We start from the raw sequence: 17,409 nt of genomic DNA on the forward strand, positions 1-17,409 counted from the left end.
AAAAAATAGCCAGTAGAAAGAATTCTATTGGCTGTAATTTGTGAATACTAAGTTCACTAACAACGTCAGTTGGCTAGGTGACCCATGAGGGTCAATTTAGTAGCAGCATTTAGCGTGCCAATTTTTTACGCCAATTTTCGCGCATTTCTCGTTTTTTTAGTATTTAATTTGCAAAATGCAAAGCGCAATGCAATCATTTATACAAATTGCAAAGAAAAAAATCGGCTAGGTTATGCAACACAATACGCAAACACAAAAGTCTAAATACCTTTTGATGGTGGAAGATACCGCATCGGTTGCGGCGTTGTATCGATCTTATCTCACCCCATTGGGTATCGACATCAATATTGTTGGTACTGGGCGCGATGCTATTGAAAGCCTCAACTTTCGCACTCCTGATTTAATTCTGTTGGATCTTCGCCTTCCCGACATGACGGGGATGGATGTTTTACATGCTGTAAAGCAGAAAATGCCGGATGTGCCGGTGATCTTCATGACGGCTCATGGATCGATTGATACCGCTGTAGAAGCCATGCGTCATGGTGCGCAAGACTTCTTGATTAAGCCATGTGAAGCAGATCGTCTTCGTGTCACGGTGAACAATGCTATTCGTAAAGCAACCAAGCTTAAAAATGAAGCAGATAATCCCGGCAACCAGAATTATCAGGGGTTTATAGGCAGTAGCCACACTATGCAGGCTGTCTATCGTACCATTGACTCGGCGGCATCCAGTAAAGCCAGTATTTTTATCACTGGGGAAAGTGGTACCGGTAAAGAGGTCTGTGCTGAGGCTATCCACGCCGCGAGTAAACGTGGTGATAAGCCGTTTATTGCGATCAACTGTGCGGCTATCCCCAAAGATCTGATTGAAAGTGAACTGTTTGGCCATGTGAAGGGAGCTTTCACCGGCGCTGCCACTGATCGACAAGGCGCGGCTGAGTTGGCTGATGGAGGCACGCTGTTCCTTGACGAGCTGTGTGAGATGGATCTGGATCTGCAAACTAAGCTACTACGCTTTATTCAGACGGGTACCTTCCAGAAAGTCGGCTCTTCGAAAATGAAAAGCGTCGATGTACGTTTCGTTTGTGCAACCAACCGAGACCCTTGGAAAGAGGTGCAGGAAGGCCGCTTCCGTGAAGATTTGTATTATCGTTTATACGTGATTCCATTACATCTACCCCCTTTGAGGGAACGTGGCGATGATGTCATAGAAATTGCTTATTCTCTGCTAGGCTTTATGTCTAAAGAGGAAGGAAAAGACTTTGTCCGATTAGCACCAGAAGTGGTGAGTCGATTCTCTCAATATGAGTGGCCTGGTAATGTTCGCCAGTTGCAGAATGTTCTGAGAAATGTAGTCGTGCTCAATAATGGCGAAAATATCTCCTTGGATATGCTGCCGCCACCGTTGAATCAACCTGTGGAAAATCAGATTAGGGTAGATCTGCAAGACAAGGACAGCTTTTCTGTGCATGACATTTTCCCTCTGTGGTTAACAGAGAAGAAAGCTATCGAGCAAGCGATTCAGGCGTGTGAAGGAAATATCCCTAAAGCCGCAGGTTATTTGGATGTGAGTCCATCGACTATCTATCGCAAGCTGCAAAACTGGAATACAAAGGAAACACAGTAATCGATCATGGAAGTGTTAAATCAAACTAAAATAGACCGACTGGCGAATGAGATAGGCACCGATAACGTTCCTGTGCTGCTTAATATCTTTCTGGGTGAATTAGCTCAGTACATAGAAAAGCTGAGTACTGATGAGGAGCTAGACAAAGATGCGTATCTGAAAGAGATTAGCCATGCGCTAAAAAGCAGCGCCGCCAGTTTTGGCGCGGAAGCTCTCTGTGCCTATGCGGTTGAGATTGATGCGAAAGCCAAGTCTGGTCATTCACTTGACCTCAATGACACTCAGCATCAGATGGTTACGTTGCTGAATGAAACCCAGCAACGCTATCAAGCTCTACTCGCGCAGTAACGACTCAATGGCAGATTGCAGCTTGGATCTGTCATGTCGCCAGTCTCGATTCGGTGAAGCGAGAGGTGTTGTTACGCAATTCCAGTCACTCAGTTCAGGATGAGGCTCCTCACCCAAAACCACATCAATTTTTCGACCGCGACAGGCACGTTCACACCATTCTAGTTTTTCTTTCAGAGTCATCTTACCCGCAGGGCCGTATTCTGGAGAGAGGTTCTCAACGAAAACCAGCTGGGCTTTTTGATTGTTCTCAATTGCTCGACCAATTTCAGATAACAGCAAAGGCGGCATAATACTGGTTAGAAAGCTGCCGGGGCCAAGAATGATGGCATCGGCTTGCTCTATCGCGAGTACTCCCTCGCTGGTAGCTGGGACTTCGGGTTCTAAATCGAGGCGAACTAATTTTTCTGGCATCTCATCGACGCTGGTTTCTCCCGTTACCCACTGGCCGTTTGTCGCGAGTGCTTTTAGATCAGAAGGGTGCTCGGTCATTGGGATGATATTGACGTCCACTTTGAGCATATTGCGGATCAGGTTTGTTGCATCTAATGGACGAACAGAGAGGTTATCGAGAGCGGTTAGCATCAGGTTACCGAGGTTGTGTCCGTCGAGTTCACCAGAGCCTTTAAAACGGTATTCAAACATCATCGAGCTGATGGAAGGATCGGTAATTAACTGATTAATACAATTGCGAGTGTCACCCCAAGCAATCCCTCCCTGACAGTTTCGGATCCTGCCTGTCGAACCACCGTTATCGGTTGTGGCAACTATGCCTGTTGCGTTCTCACCAAAGTCTTTCAAAGCCGATAGCATACGCCCAAGGCCGTGACCACCACCAACAGCAACTACTTTTTTTGTACAGTACAGAGTCATTAATTTTGTTCTTATTTGATCATATTCATCTACAATCTAGAATAATCGAACGATGCAAAGTACTCAATACGAGGTATTTTGGGTTCTGGGTGTGATTTTTTTATCTTGAGGGTAGAAACACACACAATTATTAAGTATTTTATCGTCAGCTACTGTTTTTAAGCTTGGTCTTAACTGGCAGTTGCCATAACTCCGAGCTCATCGGGCTAAGTTCATAGTGAATAAGCGTGCTGAGCCAGTGACAAATTGTCACAAGGGCATAATTGGAAATGATTATCGCCTCCCGTGTTTGGAAAGGTGTTCCGTGGCGCAACAATTCGAAGATAGATTTCAGCGCAAGTTTTATTACTTGCGCCTCTCCGTTACAGATGTCTGTAACTTTAAATGCACATATTGCCTGCCTGATGGTTATAAACCATCGGGGCAGAAAAACTCGTCTTTTTTAACCCTTCCTGAGATTAAACGTGTGGTCAGAGCATTCGCCGACTGTGGTACGTCGAAAGTACGGATCACTGGTGGGGAACCGAGTCTACGCAAAGATTTCACAGATATTATTCATACGGTTGCTAACACTCAAGGTATTAGTAAAGTCGCGACGACCACCAATGGTTACCGGATGGCAAAGCAGGTAGCTGACTGGAAGCAGGCAGGACTGACGCATATTAATGTTAGCGTTGATAGCCTTGACCCACGTATGTTTTATCAAATCACCGGTGAGAATAAGTTTACAGAAGTGATGGCGGGCATCGATCGCGCCTTTGAAGTGGGTTACGAACAGGTCAAAGTGAACGTGGTGTTGATGAAGGATCTCAATTCTCATGAGCTGCCAGTGTTCCTACATTGGATTAAAGACCGCCCAATTCAGCTGCGTTTTATTGAGTTAATGCAAACTGGTGAAATGGATCAATTATTTCACAATCATCATGTGTCGGGTGTCGCGATTCGTAATCAACTGATTGCTAATGGCTGGTTACTTAAAGCTCGTGCAAACAATGATGGCCCAGCTCAAGTGTTTGTTCACCCTGATTATCAGGGTGAGATTGGTCTTATTATGCCTTATGAAAAAGACTTCTGTGAAAGCTGCAACCGCTTACGTGTCTCGGCTAAAGGTAAATTGCATCTTTGCCTGTTTGGTGAGCATGGCGTTGAGCTGCGTGACTTATTGCAGCAAGATGAGCAAGAGCAAGCACTTATTCAGCGCATTCAAGAACAGTTACAGACTAAATCAGTGAGCCACTTCCTCCACGACGGCAATGCAGGTATGACACCGCATCTCGCGTCAATTGGCGGCTAAACGCTGATATTCAATTTCAAATCATACTATGTTTGGCTAAGTCTCAGGCTTAGCGTAACCAGAACAAATCGAAATAGGTAGGTGAACAAATGGGTCACGCAGAAAGCAAATTTCAACCAGCAAACATTGCCGTATTAACCGTCTCCGACACACGTACAGAAGAGAACGATACTTCCGGTGCGTATTTGGTTGAGAATGCGAAAGAAGCGGGTCACAACGTTGTTGATAAGCAGATCGTCATCGACGATATGTATAAGATCCGTGCCATTGTTTCTCAGTGGATTGCGGATGAAAACGTACAAGCTGTGATGATAACTGGTGGTACGGGTTTTACTTCTCGCGATAGCACTCCAGAAGCGCTGAAACCTTTGTTTGATAAAGAAGTGGAAGGTTTTGGTGAGTTGTTCCGCCAAGTCTCTTATGAAGAAATTGGCACGTCTACCATTCAGTCTCGAGCGATTGCAGGTTTTGCTAATCATACAGTGATTTTTGCCATGCCGGGTTCGACAGGTGCTTGTCGTACTGGCTGGACAAAAATCATTAAGCAGCAGTTAGATGCCAGCCATCGCCCTTGTAACTTCATGCCACACCTTTCTGTATAAGCAGGTAGCACTATGAGTCAGTTCACTCACATTAATGCCTCCGGTGAAGCCAATATGGTCGATGTATCGGCAAAAAATGACACTGTGCGTGAAGCGCGAGCTGAAGCTTTCGTTCATATGGCACCGGAAACCTTGCAGTTGATTGTTTCGGGTCAACATCATAAAGGAGACGTGTTTGCGACCGCTCGTATTGCGGGTATTCAGGCAGCGAAGAAAACTTGGGATCTGATCCCGCTTTGTCATCCGCTTCTTCTTTCAAAAGTTGAAGTTCAGTTGGAAGCGATTGAATCTGAAAACATGGTTCGTATTGAGTCTGTATGCAAACTTGCAGGTAAGACTGGGGTTGAGATGGAAGCCCTAACCGCGGCGTCAGTGGCGGCGTTAACCATCTACGACATGTGCAAAGCGGTGCAGAAAGACATGGTGATTGGTCAGGTGCGCCTACTGGAGAAAACCGGCGGTAAGTCAGGTCACTTTAAGGTGGATGCATGATTAAAGTACTGTTCTTTGCCCAGACCCGTGAATTGGTTGATACTGATGAACTTGAACTAGAAGCTCGTTTTGAAACCGTTGAAGCACTGCGCGCAGACCTCGCCACCCGTGAAGGTAAATGGGACTTAGCGTTGGAACCTGGTAAATTACTGGCAGCGGTGAACCAGTCCATTGTGCCTCTGGAATACCCTTTGAACGATGGTGATGAAGTGGCTTTCTTCCCTCCTGTGACAGGAGGTTGATGATGGAACGTGTGTCTGTTCAGTTTGAAGATTTCTCTGTTGGCGCTGAGTACGAAGCTCTCGCACAAGGCACAGCCTCTGGCGCTGTCGTTACATTTGTCGGCAAAGTACGAGACATGAACCTTGGCGATAATGTCACGGGACTATCTCTGGAACATTATCCGGGGATGACAGAAAAAGCACTCGGCGAGATTTGTCAGCAGGCGGAGCAGCGTTGGCCTTTGCTTGATGTTCGTGTCATTCATCGTGTCGGTGATTTGGATATTGGCGCTCAAATCGTATTTGTTGGTGTATCCAGTGCACACCGCGGTGCTGCGTTTGAAGCTTGTGAATTCATTATGGATTATCTAAAGACCAAAGCACCATTCTGGAAAAAAGAACGCACAACGGAAGAGACTCGCTGGGTTGAATCCCGGGAGTCGGATGCGAAAGCCGCTGAACGTTGGAAATAATAAGGAAACAGGCCCTTCTTGATGATGGGCCTGTTTTGTATTTGATTTACATTTTGTGGATGGTGCCTCGTTGGTGTTTTTTGGCAAAGAACAAGGCTTTGTCTGCAATTCCCACAAACTTTTCCGCGGTCATATCTGCGGGGATTGGATCGCAATGACGAATCCCAACAGTAATTGTTAGGTATTGAGAAACGTGTGATGTGTCGTGTTCAAGTGCGAGAGCAGCGATCGTGTCGAGGAGGTTCTGAGCATGCTGAATGCAGTTTTGCTCTGAAATGCCGGGCACAAACACCAGAAACTCATCTCCCCCATAACGAAAGCAAAGGTCGTTATCGTGAGCCCATTGCTTGATAGCTTTTCCTAACGCTTTTAACGCTTCATCTCCTTTGATGTGTCCATAGTGATCATTGAACTCCTTGAAACAATCAATATCGATCATAAATACCGCCGCACCGAGGTTATTTTGCCTTGCGAGTGCTATCGCGTCGGGTAGCAACGCATCCATTGCGTAACGGTTATAGACTTGAGTGAGGTGCTCTCGGTAAGTGAGTCGTTCAAGCTCCAATTGTTGTTGGGCTAGTTTGTCGAGAGCTCGTTGATATTCGGAGATATTACGCACTGTCCATAACACGTATTCCGTATTGGGCAATGGGATGACCAGGGCGCTAAAATGTTGAATTTCAATTGGCCCCTGAATCCCCTCAAAACATGTGAGATCTTTCGGGTTGAGTGAGTAGCTGAGTTCAGCGGGCTTTTGTGTATTGATGACATCAACGATCACCTGACTGAACCAAGTTGCCTTGTCGGCAGGTAAAACTTGCTCTTGGTTAAGGCCGATCAAGGAGGCAGGGTTATGATGGCGTTTCGTGTCTGTGCCACCCCAAGCTTCAACATAGACCCCAGACTTGTTGAGTAAGAATGTCGGTTCTGGTAGTGATTCAAAGACAGCATGCATGAGATCTGGGTTATTGGCGACTGCCGCTGAAAATGTCGAGCTCACGAGTCTTATCCTTACGGTTCTTGTCTCCCTTAACTATAGTTTACCCATAGAATAAATGACTTATAAAAATACAACTCTCAATAATATGATCGTAAACATGATAAAAAGAGCGCTAATTATTGCATTCGTGGTGGGGACTCTACTGAATTTAATCAACCAGTATGATGCAATCCTAGGTGAGGCGACTATCCATTGGACTAAAGTGCTTTTGACCTACTGCGTGCCTTTTTGTGTCTCACTGTTCAGCAGTTGGTTAGCAGCACGTGATGCTCAGGCCCATTATTCCGATGATTAGTTTTGTGATAGGTAGCGCCTATTGGAAAAATTGTTGTTTTCCATTTAGTAAAATCAAGAAATTAGGCAACAATTACACTATGACAAACGTGATTTGCACGTTAAGGAGACACAAATGGAATCATTGAAAGTCAGAGATTACATGACACTGCAAGCAGTGACGTTCAAGCCTGAAATGTCGCTAAGTGCTGCGTTGGACAAAATGATGAAGTCGAGCTATCTCGGTGGACCAGTAATTAACGAGAAAGAAGAAGTCATAGGCTTTCTTTCAGGTCATGACTTACTCGATAAGCTGGTTAAGGTCAGTTATTACTGTCAGGATACTCACATTGTGTCAGATTGTATGCATCCCGAAGTTATTTCGGTGGGGCCGGATACTTCGATTATTGAGTTGGCAGATATGATGCAGGTAGGTAAGCCTAAAGTGTACCCTGTTATAGATAATGGGAAATTGGTTGGGATCATCACTCGCCGAGATGTGTTAAGGGCAGTAGCTAGGAACTTGGATGATTGCTTTAAGCATCCGGTATAGTTATCAAGCAAAAATGATAAAGAGAGGCGCAAATGAGCGCCTCTTACTTTTATTATCACCAATAAATATCGGGGAAGAGAATGCAAAGCCAGAGCGCAAAATTTGTTGAAGGCTCCACTATGCGCCATATTTTGGTGATGTCTGGGGCTGGCTCTGTTGGTTTGATGGCCCTATTTGTTGTTGACTTACTGGACATGCTGTTCATCAGCATGTTGGGGCAAGTCGAGCTAGCGGCTGCCGTTGGTTTTGCAGGCACTCTGGTATTTTTCTCCACCTCGATTTCAATTGGTACCTCAATTGCAATGGGCGCGTTGGTGTCCAAAGCGATTGGAGCTAAACAACGCGCTCATGCTAGGCACCTAAGCAGTAGTATTATTGCCACGGCGTTTGTTATCAGTAGCGTGGTTAGCGCTGTGATGTTTATTTGTATCCCCGAGTTGTTGCAGGCGATTGGTGCGAAAGGGTACGTGGCAGAGCGTGCAGAAGCTTATTTGAGAATACTGATCCCAAGCGGCCCTGTGATTGCTATTGCCATGTCCGCGGGAGCAGGTTTAAGGGCGGCTGGAGACGCAAAGCGCTCCATGTGGGCGACGCTTGCAGGCGGTATTGCTAATGCGATTCTTGATCCTATTTTTATCTTTGGTTTTGGTTGGAATGTTGAAGGGGCAGCGATTGCCACCGTCTTTGCCCGCTTTACCGTGTTGTTTTTTTCTATCTATCCGCTGATTCGCGTTAATCAACTAGTTGCACCGCTATCTTTGTCCGATTGGAGCCGTAATCTCAAAGCAATTTTGATGATTGCGATTCCAGCCATTATTACCAACATCGCAACGCCGATTGGAAATGCGATTGTCACTACGTCAATTGCACAATATGGCGAAGATTTTGTCGCAGGTTATGCGGTTATCGGACGTCTGATCCCAGTGTGTTTTGCGGTGATATTTGCTCTGTCGGGGGCAGTCGGGCCAATCATAGGTCAAAATTTTGGAGCTGAGCGATTTGATCGTGTACGTGACACGTTAAACAACTCACTCATCGTGACCACTACCTACACGATTTTGGTTTGTTTCATTCTCTACTTCGCACAATCATTAGTGATCTCTGGGTTCAGCTTGAAAGGTGACGCCGCTGTTATCGTCTCTGCTTTTTGTACCTATGTGGCTGTAAGCTTTATTTTCAATGGGGCGCAATTTGTTGCCAATACCTCTTTCAATAACCTTGGTAAGCCGCTGTATTCGACAGCATTAAACTTAGGTAAAGCGACGTTGGGGACCTTGCCGTTTGTTTATTTAGGTTCGAGTTGGTTTGGGGCGCTAGGCGTGCTGTATGGTCAAGCGTTTGGGTCGATTGTATTTGGTATCCTAGCGACCTTTGTTTTACGTATGCACTTGGCCGACTTAATGAAAGGTGAAACCACAGAGCTGGTGGAGGAAGATCCCTCGATTACCAGTATCAACTCTCAGCCGTTTTGTACTCATGATGCTGTCTTGATTGATGAAGTGGCCAGTCAGAAAGACATCTTGCCTCAGGAAGCAAAAAATAGTTGACCTTGGAGTTGACTCTAAGGTTTATGATTAAGGTGTACATTCAATGGAGATAAACTTATGTGCACCAAACATCAAGCATGTCGTTCAGATAAAGTAGCGGTTAATCCCTCAAATACAGGCTCTTGTGCCAGCCCAAAAATTTCAACCATCAAGGTTGCAGGCGTTGAAATGGCAGATTCTGGCTGCTGTAGCTCAGACAACTGCACTAGTGGTACGGATCCAGCCGATGAGGAAAGTGACTCCGGCCGGTTACAAAAACCAAATGTGACGCAAAGCTGGAAAATCGGTGGTATGGATTGCCCATCCTGCGCGCGAAAAATTGAAACTGCCGTTAACAAAGTTGATGGTGTTGTTGAAGCAAAAGTTCTGTTTGCGACGGAAAAATTGGTTGTAAAAGTAGACCACTCTGGTGTGGCGCAACTGGTTGAACAAACTATTCTTGATACTGGCTTTAGCTTTGCCAGCCCCAACTCTTCTTCTAATCAAAAAACGGCTTCTGGCTGGAAACATATCTTTAAGCAAAACGCCCAGATTATTGCCATAGCATCGGCGATGGCGGTTGCGGCAGTGCTCAAACCGGCTCTTCCTCTAGTCAGCGAATGGATGTTTATCCTAACGTGTTTGGCTGGTCTATATCCCATCGGTAAGAAAGCCATTGTATTAGCCAAATCAGGTACGCCCTTTGCCATTGAAACACTAATGAGTGTGGCAGCACTGGGTGCTCTTTATTTGGGGGAGACTGTCGAAGCAGCCATGGTATTGCTGCTGTTCTTGATTGGTGAGCAGTTAGAGGCTTTTGCCGCTTCTCGAGCCCGAAGCGGCGTTCAAGCCTTGATGGAATTGGTGCCGGAAACCGCGACTAAAATTATTGACGGCCAGCGTGTTGAAGTCTCAGCCAGTGAGTTGCAACCTGGCGATATCATTGAGGTCTCGCCTGGAGCAAGATTGCCCGCAGATGGCAAATTAATCGGTGACGTAGCCAGTTTCGATGAAAGTGCACTCACCGGTGAATCCATCCCAGTCGAACGTTATCAAAATGAATCCGTCATGGCTGGTGCCGTTGTGGTGGACAAAGTGGTGCGCTTTACCATTACCTCTAAACAAGGTGAGAACGCCATTGATCGTATTCTTCATCTAATTGAAGAAGCAGAATCACGTAAAGCGCCTCTGGAACGTTTCTTAGATAAATTTAGCCGTTGGTACACACCACTCATGATGCTGGTGTCGCTGTTTGTGATTATCGTACCGCCAATGTTCTTTGCTCAGCCTTGGGAAACTTGGGTATACCGCGGCCTAGCGTTGCTGTTGATTGCATGCCCTTGTGCACTGGTGATCTCCACACCAGCAGCGATTACATCAGGGTTGGCGGCAGCAGCAAAACGTGGAGCTCTAATTAAAGGTGGAGCGGCGTTAGAACAACTTGGAAAGATTGAAACCATTGCCTTCGATAAGACGGGTACTTTGACTAAAGGTAAACCGGAAGTGACGGACATTATCACATTTGGTGATGTTAGAGAGTCCGAAGTACTCGAAAGTATCGCGGCTATTGAGGTGGGTTCAAGTCATCCTCTGGCAGTCTCGCTGGTGAACAAAGCCAAATCAACAGGTGTTCACTTACCGGAAGCTTTGGACAAACAGGCGTTGATCGGTAGTGGAGTCCGTGGTGTGGTGAATGGGGTTGTGTATCAGGCAATTGCACCAAGTAAGCTTGGGTTTGAGTTGAGCGGTAACATCGAATCTCGTATTCAGCAGATGGAAGAGCAAGGTAAGACGGTCGTAGTAGCTGTGCAGAATGAAGATACGGTGATGGGCCTGATTGCTTGGCAAGACACCTTGCGTGAAGACTCCGCCAAAGCCGTGAAGGCGCTGAAAGGCTTAGGCATTAATTCGATCATGTTAACGGGTGATAACCCTCGCAGCGCGCAAGCGATCAGCTCGATGATCGACATTGATTTTAAAGCCAGCCTGCTGCCTCAGGACAAAGTAACCTATGTTGAGGAGCTGTCCTCCAACGCGAATGTCGCTATGGTTGGCGACGGCATCAATGATGCTCCTGCGATGAAAGCATCAAGCATCGGGATCGCTATGGGCGGTGGTACGGACGTTGCTCTCGAAACCGCAGATGCTGCAATTACTCACAACCGATTGGTGGAGCTGGCAAGTATGATAGAGCTGTCACGTGCGACACTAAGCAATATTCGTCAGAATATCTTCTTAGCTCTGGGTCTGAAGGGAGTGTTCTTAGTGACCAGTTTATTGGGTATTACTGGCCTCTGGGTGGCAGTATTAGCAGATAGTGGGGCAACAGCGATTGTGACGTTGAATGCGCTTCGGCTATTGAAATTCAAGTCTCAGCAGGATTAGCCCATTCACAACATTTCTGATTAAACGCTCAGCCTCTGTATTTATGGTGCAGAGGCTGTTTTTTATGCAACACAAGAAGCCGATTTGTATAAAAATGTGATGCCAACCGATTTTATGTGCAAGGTTAATTCTGTTTGCGCTCATCTATGTGAGTTTAATCACTCTTTGGTGAGGCTGAGTCAGATAAAGTATTCCTGTACCCAATGAAATTTAAAGAACGAAAAGATTCGGACGCTGAATCAAGTTTCGTCAAAACAAGGAGCCCCCTATGTCTCAAGCCGTATTTCACTTAGGTGTTACTGAAGCTGATCTTGCTGGTGCGACACTCGCGATTATTCCAGGTGACCCAGCTCGCGTTCAGAAAATCGCTGAAGAGATGGAAAATCCAGTATTTTTGGCTAGTCACCGTGAATACACCCTGTACCGTGCAGAGCTAGATGGCAAGCCAGTTGTGGTTTGTTCTACAGGTATCGGCGGCCCTTCAACTTCAATCGCGGTTGAAGAACTGGCGCAACTTGGTGTACGTACTTTCTTACGTGTTGGTACTACAGGTGCAATTCAGCCACACGTTAACGTTGGTGACATGATTGTATCAACAGGTTCGGTTCGCTTGGATGGTGCAAGTCTTCACTTTGCTCCAATGGAATTCCCAGCAGTGGCAGATTTTGAAGTGGCTACAGCAATGAAAGCGGCGGTAGAAGAGTCTGGTGCCGTTGTTCATATGGGTGTAACAGCATCAAGCGATACGTTCTACCCAGGTCAAGAGCGTTATGATACGTTCTCTGGCCGTGTGGTTAAGCGCTTCCAAGGTTCTATGAAAGAATGGCAAGATATGGGTGTGCTGAACTTTGAAATGGAGTCTGCGACACTGCTAACCATGTGTGCGAGCTCAGGCTTGAAAGCTGGCTGTGTGGCGGGTGTTATCATCAACCGTACTCAGAAAGAGATCCCAGACCATTCAACGCTGAAAGAAACAGAAGCGCGTTCAATCAAAGTTGTGGTTGAAGCTGCACGCAAAATGCTTTAACTCTCCGTAGAGAGTGAATCTGAAGCCTCACATTGGTATGTGAGGCTTTTTTGTTGTGGGTATCATTGAGAGCTGATGCGTTAGCCGATTAATCTCTCTTGGGCAACGCTTTGCTGGTTGACTAACACTGTTTGTGCTCGCTTGAAGAAGTTAAAGTCTGTTGCAGTCGCACTGGTATAGGCTCCCATCATACGCCCAACCACTAAGTCACCGTTGTTCAACTTGGGTAGCATGATGTTTTCAGCAATCACATCAATGCTGTCGCATGTTGGTCCTGCTAAAACGCTCGGTAAGCATTCACCCTCTTTATTTAAGGTTGTCAGTGGGTATTTCGCGTCATCGAACATTAACCCACTAAAGGAGCCATAGATACCGTCATCAAGATAATACCAGATTTGTCCATCACGCTCTGCTTGCCCCATAACTGAAGCGACACTCGTCATAGCTTGAGCGACAATAAAACGCCCTGGCTCAGCGATAACTTGAACGGTTTCAGGTAGCTGACTCAATGCTTGATTTATCGGCTGGCAAAAGAGCTCAATAGGCATTACTTGTGAGTTGTAGCTGACAGGAAAGCCACCGCCAATATCCAATGTGCTCAAGGCTGGTAGATTTTGAACAACCACTTGTTCCATCACTTCGCAGCAAGTGTTGATCGCATCCACATACTTTTGTGGATTCATCGTCTGAGAACCGACATGAAATGACAAACCCTTGATGTGAATATTCCACTCTTGAGCTTGAGCAATTAACTCTAGCGCTTGTTTTGGAGTGCAACCAAACTTTTTCGACAGATCAGCGAAGGCCTCAGAGTTACGAAAACTTAAGCGAACCAACAACTCGACTTCATCTCGATAAGCAACAAACTTTTCCAGTTCATTGATGTTATCTACTACAAAGACTTTGCATCCATAAGCAAGAGCGTCACGAATGTCGCTATCGCGTTTGATTGGGTGAGTGTGAATAGTTCGTTCAGCAGGTACACCTTGTTGTGCGACCAACTCAACTTCTCCACTGGTGGCTAGGTCGAAACTGGCTCCTTCTGCTAACAGTGTTTGCACCACAGCAGGATGTGGCAAAGGCTTCAGTGCAAAGTGAAGAGTGACATTTGGTAATGCGCGACTCAAAGCTTGGTATTGCTGACGTACTACATCGCAGTCCAGTAACAAAAGTGGTGAGCCCAATTGCTCTACAGACGATTGGATAAGTTGTGACTCTTGCGCAGATAGTGCGTTAGAAGTGTAAGACTGAAAATCAAGGACAGAATGAGCGATAGCCATGGCTAATCTCCAACAAAGTTAAGACACGTTCACTAAGTGATAGGTAGAACGTGGAGCGTCAAAAAATGCGCAATGCGCAGTCAAAGTCACTCTTGGATAGTTGCTCTATCGCCTTGCCACAAACTGCTGTGATGTACTCGGATTGGCTATCATCAAGAAGCGAGGTGATAGTAAAAGCATCAATCCTTTCGATCAATAGCGGAACCTAGAAAAGAAAATGAATAATTTTTGTCGTTACGATAAGAGATTATTGAGTTATTTCCGCGTAGTTAAAAATCGAGAGAGGCTAACACTGACAGTGTTAGCCTGTTGTTACTAGCTGTATGCGATTTTAGGTAAAGGCTGGTATAGGCTTTCTGTCATGTCGGATAGCATCTGGTCGTAAACTTGTGAAATGATCAATGAGATATCGGTGGTTAGTTGATAAAGCTCTTCTATTGATAGCAGCATCTCATCGGATACACTGACTTCAGACAAGGTATGCATGGCTTTAGAGCTAAGTGGTGAAGCAATTGACATTGGGCAGATAAGCGACAGTTGATTGAGTTTACGTCTCGATTTATCGCAGTAGTACTTCACACGCAGCATTCCTTCTGGGTAATGGGCCTCTTGAATGGACACACGTAATTGAGTCAGCACCTCCATACTGTCTAGTACCTGCTGCCAATTGAGGTGGTACTCGTCACTAAGCTCTTCTCTGCCGGATTCAATCAGCCAAGCAATCGCAACTTCATCCATTAGAAACAGGCAATGGCGTATCGCATGACCATGAATGACTTGATTGCGCGCAACAGAACGTTGTGACCAGTCTTTATGTAGTCCTTTTAGTTTAAGCTGCAGTATTCGATACATGGGTTTGTTCTCAAATTGTGCAACGGAGATAAGTTCACCGGATGTGTCTATCATCTGATTATAGAGACGGTCTAACTCAAGATGTGTGTGTGATGGACTTTGATTGAACAGCGCTTGATGAGTCAGAGACCTATGCTGTCGGCTGAGTAGTAACACCTTCCTAAGTAAGACCAGAATGTCGAACTTTCTTTGAAGTGTTGACTGACGGTGTTTTGAAAAGTGAAATAGTGCCAGCAAAATACTGAGTGATATAACGATAGAAATAAGCACAAACATAACCAACTCCTTGTTGCTTGATACCTCTTTATGGGTAGAGCAGGTTCGGTGCCAGAAATTTATCAATTATATTTCAATGGTTTATTTATATTAGGTGTACTGGTGTGCTCTTAGAAGGTGCACCAGCTCACCAAAAGTGTGAAATAGGGCACAAAAAAGCCCCGCTACACCAGAGGGCGGGGCTTGAATAACTAAAAGTCAGTTGACTTACATGACACGCATGCCTGGCTGGGCACCTTCGTGCGGCTCTAGGATCCAAAGATCACTGCCACCTGGGCCTGCTGCCAGTACCATGCCTTCAGACATACCAAACTTCATCTTACGTGGTTTAAGGTTTGCCACCATGACTGTGTGCTTACCAATAAGATCTTCAGGCTTGTAAGCGGACTTAATGCCTGCAAATACCTGACGTACTTCACCACCGATATCCAACTTCAATTTGAGAAGCTTGTTTGCTTTTGGTACTTCTTCACACTCAACGATTTTAGCAATACGAAGATCAACTTTCGCAAAGTCATCGAATTCGATTTCGTCCGCAATTGGCTCTTTATCAAGCTCAGTCTGACTCGCTTTGTTCTTTGCTGCTTCTGCCGCTTCTTTTGCTGCAACTTCTGCTGCTGCGTCTTCTTTTGAAGCTTCAACCATTGCTTCAACCTTCTTAGGATCGATGCGGTTGAATAGCGCTTTGAACTTAGTGATTTCGTGACCAGTGAGTGGTGCAGCGATACCTTCCCAAGTCAGTTCTTCGTTTAGGAAGCCTTCAGTTCGCGCAGCAAGCTCTGGCATGACTGGTTTTAGGTAAGTCATCAGAACGCGGAATAGGTTAATACCCACAGAACAGATGTCTTGCAGTTCTTGGTCTTTACCTTCTTCTTTCGCTACAACCCACGGTGCTTTTTCATCAACGTATTGGTTTGCTTTGTCTGCTAGCGCTGTGATTTCACGGATAGCACGGCCAAACTCACGAGTTTCAAAAAGCTCTGCGATACGATCAGCGGCTGCAACGAATTCGTTGTATAGCTCAGGCTCAGCGAACTCAGAAGATAGCTTGCCTTCAAAACGCTTAGTGATAAAGCCTGCGTTGCGAGAAGCTAGATTAACGATCTTGTTGACCACGTCTGCGTTAACACGCTGAGTGAAGTCTTCAAGGTTAAGATCTAGATCATCGATACGGCTGTTTAGTTTAGCGGCGTAGTAGTAACGCAGACATTCTGGATCTAGGTGGTTTAAGTAAGTCGCGGCTTTGATGAACGTACCTTTTGACTTGGACATCTTAGCGCCGTTTACCGTAACGTAGCCGTGGACGAATACGTTGTTCGGCTTACGGAAGCCACTGCCTTCAAGCATTGCCGGCCAGAATAGCGAGTGGAAGTAAACGATGTCTTTACCGATGAAGTGGTAAAGCTCAGTTGTGCTGTCTTTCTTCCAGTACTCATCGAAATCTAGGTCATCGCGCTTGTCACATAGGTTTTTGAATGAACCCATGTAGCCGATAGGGGCATCGAGCCATACGTAGAAGAACTTGTCTTTCTCGCCTGGGATTTCAAAGCCGAAATACGGTGCATCACGAGAGATGTCCCACTGTTGAAGACCTGACTCAAACCACTCTTGCATCTTGTTTGCTGTTTCCGCTTGAAGTGAGCCAGAGCGTGTCCACTCTTGCAGCATGCTTTCAAACTGAGGCAGATCGAAGAAGAAATGCTCAGAGTCTTTCATTACTGGAGTTGCGCCAGATACTGCTGATTTAGGCTCAATCAGTTCAGTCGGGCTGTAAGTCTCACCACAGTTGTCACAGTTGTCTCCGTACTGGTCTTCTGATTTACACTTAGGACAAGTCCCTTTTACGAAACGGTCCGGTAGGAACATCTCTTTTTCAGGGTCGAAAAGCTGAGAGATAGTGCGGCTAGAAATAAAGCCGTTCTTTTTCAGCTCAAGGTAGATGTGCGAAGCCAGCTCACGGTTCTCTTCAGAGTGCGTGCTGTGGTAGTTATCGAAGCTAATATCGAAGCCAGCGAAGTCTTTCTGGTGCTCTTCACTTACTGCAGCGATCATCTCTTCTGGCGTAATTCCCATCTGTTGTGCTTTTAGCATGATTGGCGTGCCGTGAGCATCGTCAGCACAGATGAAGTTTACAGTGTTGCCACGTAGGCGTTGGTAGCGAACCCAGATATCAGCTTGAATGTGCTCAAGCATATGACCTAGGTGAATCGAACCGTTAGCGTACGGAAGGGCACAAGTGACCAGTAGTTTTCTTGGATCGTTTGCCATACTTAATATTCGCTTCTTAAGGTGTATGAAAAAATAGAG

17 protein-coding genes and 1 riboswitch are annotated in these 17,409 nt (G+C 45.9%); of the genes, 12 read left to right on the forward strand and 5 right to left on the reverse strand.

The window, feature by feature from the left end:
• Window positions 1-232 precede the first annotated feature (232 nt).
• The gene (luxO, locus tag L1D23_RS08600; protein WP_239838170.1) at window positions 233-1,627 is read left to right on the forward strand and encodes a quorum-sensing sigma-54 dependent transcriptional regulator LuxO; all 1,395 of its coding nucleotides are present in this window, start codon (window positions 233-235) and stop codon (window positions 1,625-1,627) included.
• Between the two features lie 3 nt (window positions 1,628-1,630).
• Entirely contained in the window at window positions 1,631-1,975 is a 345-nt protein-coding gene (luxU, locus tag L1D23_RS08605) for a quorum-sensing phosphorelay protein LuxU (RefSeq protein ID WP_239866756.1), read from the forward strand.
• On the opposite strand, the gene L1D23_RS08610 is transcribed toward luxU, so the two are convergent.
• Window positions 1,961-2,848 (reverse strand): YvcK family protein, encoded by an 888-nt coding sequence (locus L1D23_RS08610; protein WP_239865569.1) that lies wholly within the window; start codon window positions 2,846-2,848, stop codon window positions 1,961-1,963. The two genes, luxU and L1D23_RS08610, sit on opposite strands and share 15 nt — an antisense overlap.
• 178 nt (window positions 2,849-3,026) lie before the next feature.
• Window positions 3,027-3,164: riboswitch (molybdenum cofactor riboswitch) on the forward strand.
• Here L1D23_RS08610 and moaA point away from each other — a divergent pair.
• The 5 genes from moaA (at window position 3,153) to moaE (ending at window position 5,930) form a co-directional block, all read left to right on the forward strand.
• Entirely contained in the window at window positions 3,153-4,142 is a 990-nt protein-coding gene (moaA, locus tag L1D23_RS08615) for a GTP 3',8-cyclase MoaA (protein WP_239865571.1), read from the forward strand. (Overlaps the previous riboswitch by 12 nt.)
• Window positions 4,143-4,231: 89 nt before the next feature.
• Window positions 4,232-4,744 (forward strand): molybdenum cofactor biosynthesis protein B, encoded by a 513-nt coding sequence (gene moaB / locus L1D23_RS08620; protein ID WP_239865573.1) that lies wholly within the window; start codon window positions 4,232-4,234, stop codon window positions 4,742-4,744.
• 12 nt (window positions 4,745-4,756) lie between these two features.
• Window positions 4,757-5,236, forward strand: a complete 480-nt coding sequence (gene moaC / locus L1D23_RS08625; protein ID WP_006963013.1) for a cyclic pyranopterin monophosphate synthase MoaC — start codon at window positions 4,757-4,759, stop codon at window positions 5,234-5,236.
• Window positions 5,233-5,478: a molybdopterin synthase sulfur carrier subunit gene (moaD, locus tag L1D23_RS08630; protein ID WP_239865575.1), complete on the forward strand. Its 246-nt coding sequence runs from the start codon at window positions 5,233-5,235 to the stop codon at window positions 5,476-5,478. Before moaC ends, moaD begins: the two co-directional genes overlap by 4 nt.
• Window positions 5,478-5,930: a molybdopterin synthase catalytic subunit MoaE gene (gene moaE, locus L1D23_RS08635; protein WP_239865580.1), complete on the forward strand. Its 453-nt coding sequence runs from the start codon at window positions 5,478-5,480 to the stop codon at window positions 5,928-5,930. The genes moaD and moaE overlap by 1 nt, the downstream gene beginning before the upstream one ends.
• Before the next feature lie 46 nt (window positions 5,931-5,976).
• Here moaE and L1D23_RS08640 read toward each other — a convergent pair whose 3' ends face one another.
• The gene (locus L1D23_RS08640) at window positions 5,977-6,930 is read right to left on the reverse strand and encodes a sensor domain-containing diguanylate cyclase (protein ID WP_239865582.1); all 954 of its coding nucleotides are present in this window, start codon (window positions 6,928-6,930) and stop codon (window positions 5,977-5,979) included.
• 85 nt (window positions 6,931-7,015) lie between these two features.
• On the opposite strand from L1D23_RS08640, the gene nrtS reads away from it, so the two are divergent.
• The 5 genes from nrtS to udp all read left to right on the forward strand — a co-directional run bounded on the left by nrtS (window position 7,016) and on the right by udp (window position 12,694).
• Window positions 7,016-7,225 carry a nitrate/nitrite transporter NrtS gene (gene nrtS / locus L1D23_RS08645; RefSeq protein WP_239866758.1) on the forward strand — a complete coding sequence of 70 codons (210 nt, stop codon included), beginning with the start codon at window positions 7,016-7,018 and terminating at the stop codon, window positions 7,223-7,225.
• Between the two features lie 114 nt (window positions 7,226-7,339).
• Complete coding sequence (locus tag L1D23_RS08650; protein ID WP_239838177.1) at window positions 7,340-7,756, forward strand: CBS domain-containing protein; 417 nt, start codon at window positions 7,340-7,342, stop codon at window positions 7,754-7,756.
• An 80-nt stretch (window positions 7,757-7,836) separates the two neighbouring features.
• A complete protein-coding gene (locus L1D23_RS08655) occupies window positions 7,837-9,303 on the forward strand; it encodes an MATE family efflux transporter (protein WP_239865584.1) in 1,467 nt (488 codons plus the stop codon).
• Between the two features lie 57 nt (window positions 9,304-9,360).
• Window positions 9,361-11,667 carry a zinc/cadmium/mercury/lead-transporting ATPase gene (locus tag L1D23_RS08660; protein ID WP_239865586.1) on the forward strand — a complete coding sequence of 769 codons (2,307 nt, stop codon included), beginning with the start codon at window positions 9,361-9,363 and terminating at the stop codon, window positions 11,665-11,667.
• A 268-nt stretch (window positions 11,668-11,935) separates the two neighbouring features.
• Window positions 11,936-12,694, forward strand: a complete 759-nt coding sequence (gene udp / locus L1D23_RS08665) for a uridine phosphorylase (protein ID WP_239865588.1) — start codon at window positions 11,936-11,938, stop codon at window positions 12,692-12,694.
• Window positions 12,695-12,774: 80 nt separating this feature from the next.
• On the opposite strand, the gene L1D23_RS08670 is transcribed toward udp, so the two are convergent.
• The 3 genes from L1D23_RS08670 to metG form a co-directional block, all read right to left on the reverse strand.
• On the reverse strand, window positions 12,775-13,974 hold the full coding sequence (locus L1D23_RS08670; protein ID WP_239865590.1) for a type III PLP-dependent enzyme: 1,200 nt from the start codon (window positions 13,972-13,974) through the stop codon (window positions 12,775-12,777).
• A gap of 315 nt (window positions 13,975-14,289) precedes the next feature.
• Complete coding sequence (locus L1D23_RS08675) at window positions 14,290-15,102, reverse strand: hypothetical protein (protein ID WP_239865592.1); 813 nt, start codon at window positions 15,100-15,102, stop codon at window positions 14,290-14,292.
• A gap of 207 nt (window positions 15,103-15,309) precedes the next feature.
• Window positions 15,310-17,370 carry a methionine--tRNA ligase gene (gene metG / locus L1D23_RS08680; RefSeq protein ID WP_082314240.1) on the reverse strand — a complete coding sequence of 687 codons (2,061 nt, stop codon included), beginning with the start codon at window positions 17,368-17,370 and terminating at the stop codon, window positions 15,310-15,312.
• Between the last annotated feature and the right edge of the window lie 39 nt (window positions 17,371-17,409).

It is taken from the genome of Vibrio sp. Isolate24, from assembly GCF_022398215.1.
GTDB classification, from domain to species: Bacteria; Pseudomonadota; Gammaproteobacteria; order Enterobacterales; family Vibrionaceae; genus Vibrio; species Vibrio coralliilyticus_A.

Excerpts from the sequence above, each read along its gene's own strand:
- luxO (WP_239838170.1), top strand. The coding sequence starts at position 233 with ATGCAACACAATACGCAAACACAAAAGTCTAAATACCTTTTGATGGTG.
- L1D23_RS08610 (WP_239865569.1), bottom strand. The coding sequence starts at position 2,848 with ATGACTCTGTACTGTACAAAAAAAGTAGTTGCTGTTGGTGGTGGTCAC.
- moaB (WP_239865573.1), top strand. The coding sequence starts at position 4,232 with ATGGGTCACGCAGAAAGCAAATTTCAACCAGCAAACATTGCCGTATTA.
- moaC (WP_006963013.1), top strand. The coding sequence starts at position 4,757 with ATGAGTCAGTTCACTCACATTAATGCCTCCGGTGAAGCCAATATGGTC.
- moaD (WP_239865575.1), top strand. The coding sequence starts at position 5,233 with ATGATTAAAGTACTGTTCTTTGCCCAGACCCGTGAATTGGTTGATACT.
- moaE (WP_239865580.1), top strand. The coding sequence starts at position 5,478 with ATGATGGAACGTGTGTCTGTTCAGTTTGAAGATTTCTCTGTTGGCGCT.
- nrtS (WP_239866758.1), top strand. The coding sequence starts at position 7,016 with ATGATCGTAAACATGATAAAAAGAGCGCTAATTATTGCATTCGTGGTG.
- L1D23_RS08650 (WP_239838177.1), top strand. The coding sequence starts at position 7,340 with ATGGAATCATTGAAAGTCAGAGATTACATGACACTGCAAGCAGTGACG.
- L1D23_RS08655 (WP_239865584.1), top strand. The coding sequence starts at position 7,837 with ATGCAAAGCCAGAGCGCAAAATTTGTTGAAGGCTCCACTATGCGCCAT.
- L1D23_RS08660 (WP_239865586.1), top strand. The coding sequence starts at position 9,361 with ATGTGCACCAAACATCAAGCATGTCGTTCAGATAAAGTAGCGGTTAAT.
- udp (WP_239865588.1), top strand. The coding sequence starts at position 11,936 with ATGTCTCAAGCCGTATTTCACTTAGGTGTTACTGAAGCTGATCTTGCT.
- L1D23_RS08670 (WP_239865590.1), bottom strand. The coding sequence starts at position 13,974 with ATGGCTATCGCTCATTCTGTCCTTGATTTTCAGTCTTACACTTCTAAC.
- L1D23_RS08675 (WP_239865592.1), bottom strand. The coding sequence starts at position 15,102 with ATGTTTGTGCTTATTTCTATCGTTATATCACTCAGTATTTTGCTGGCA.
- metG (WP_082314240.1), bottom strand. The coding sequence starts at position 17,370 with ATGGCAAACGATCCAAGAAAACTACTGGTCACTTGTGCCCTTCCGTAC.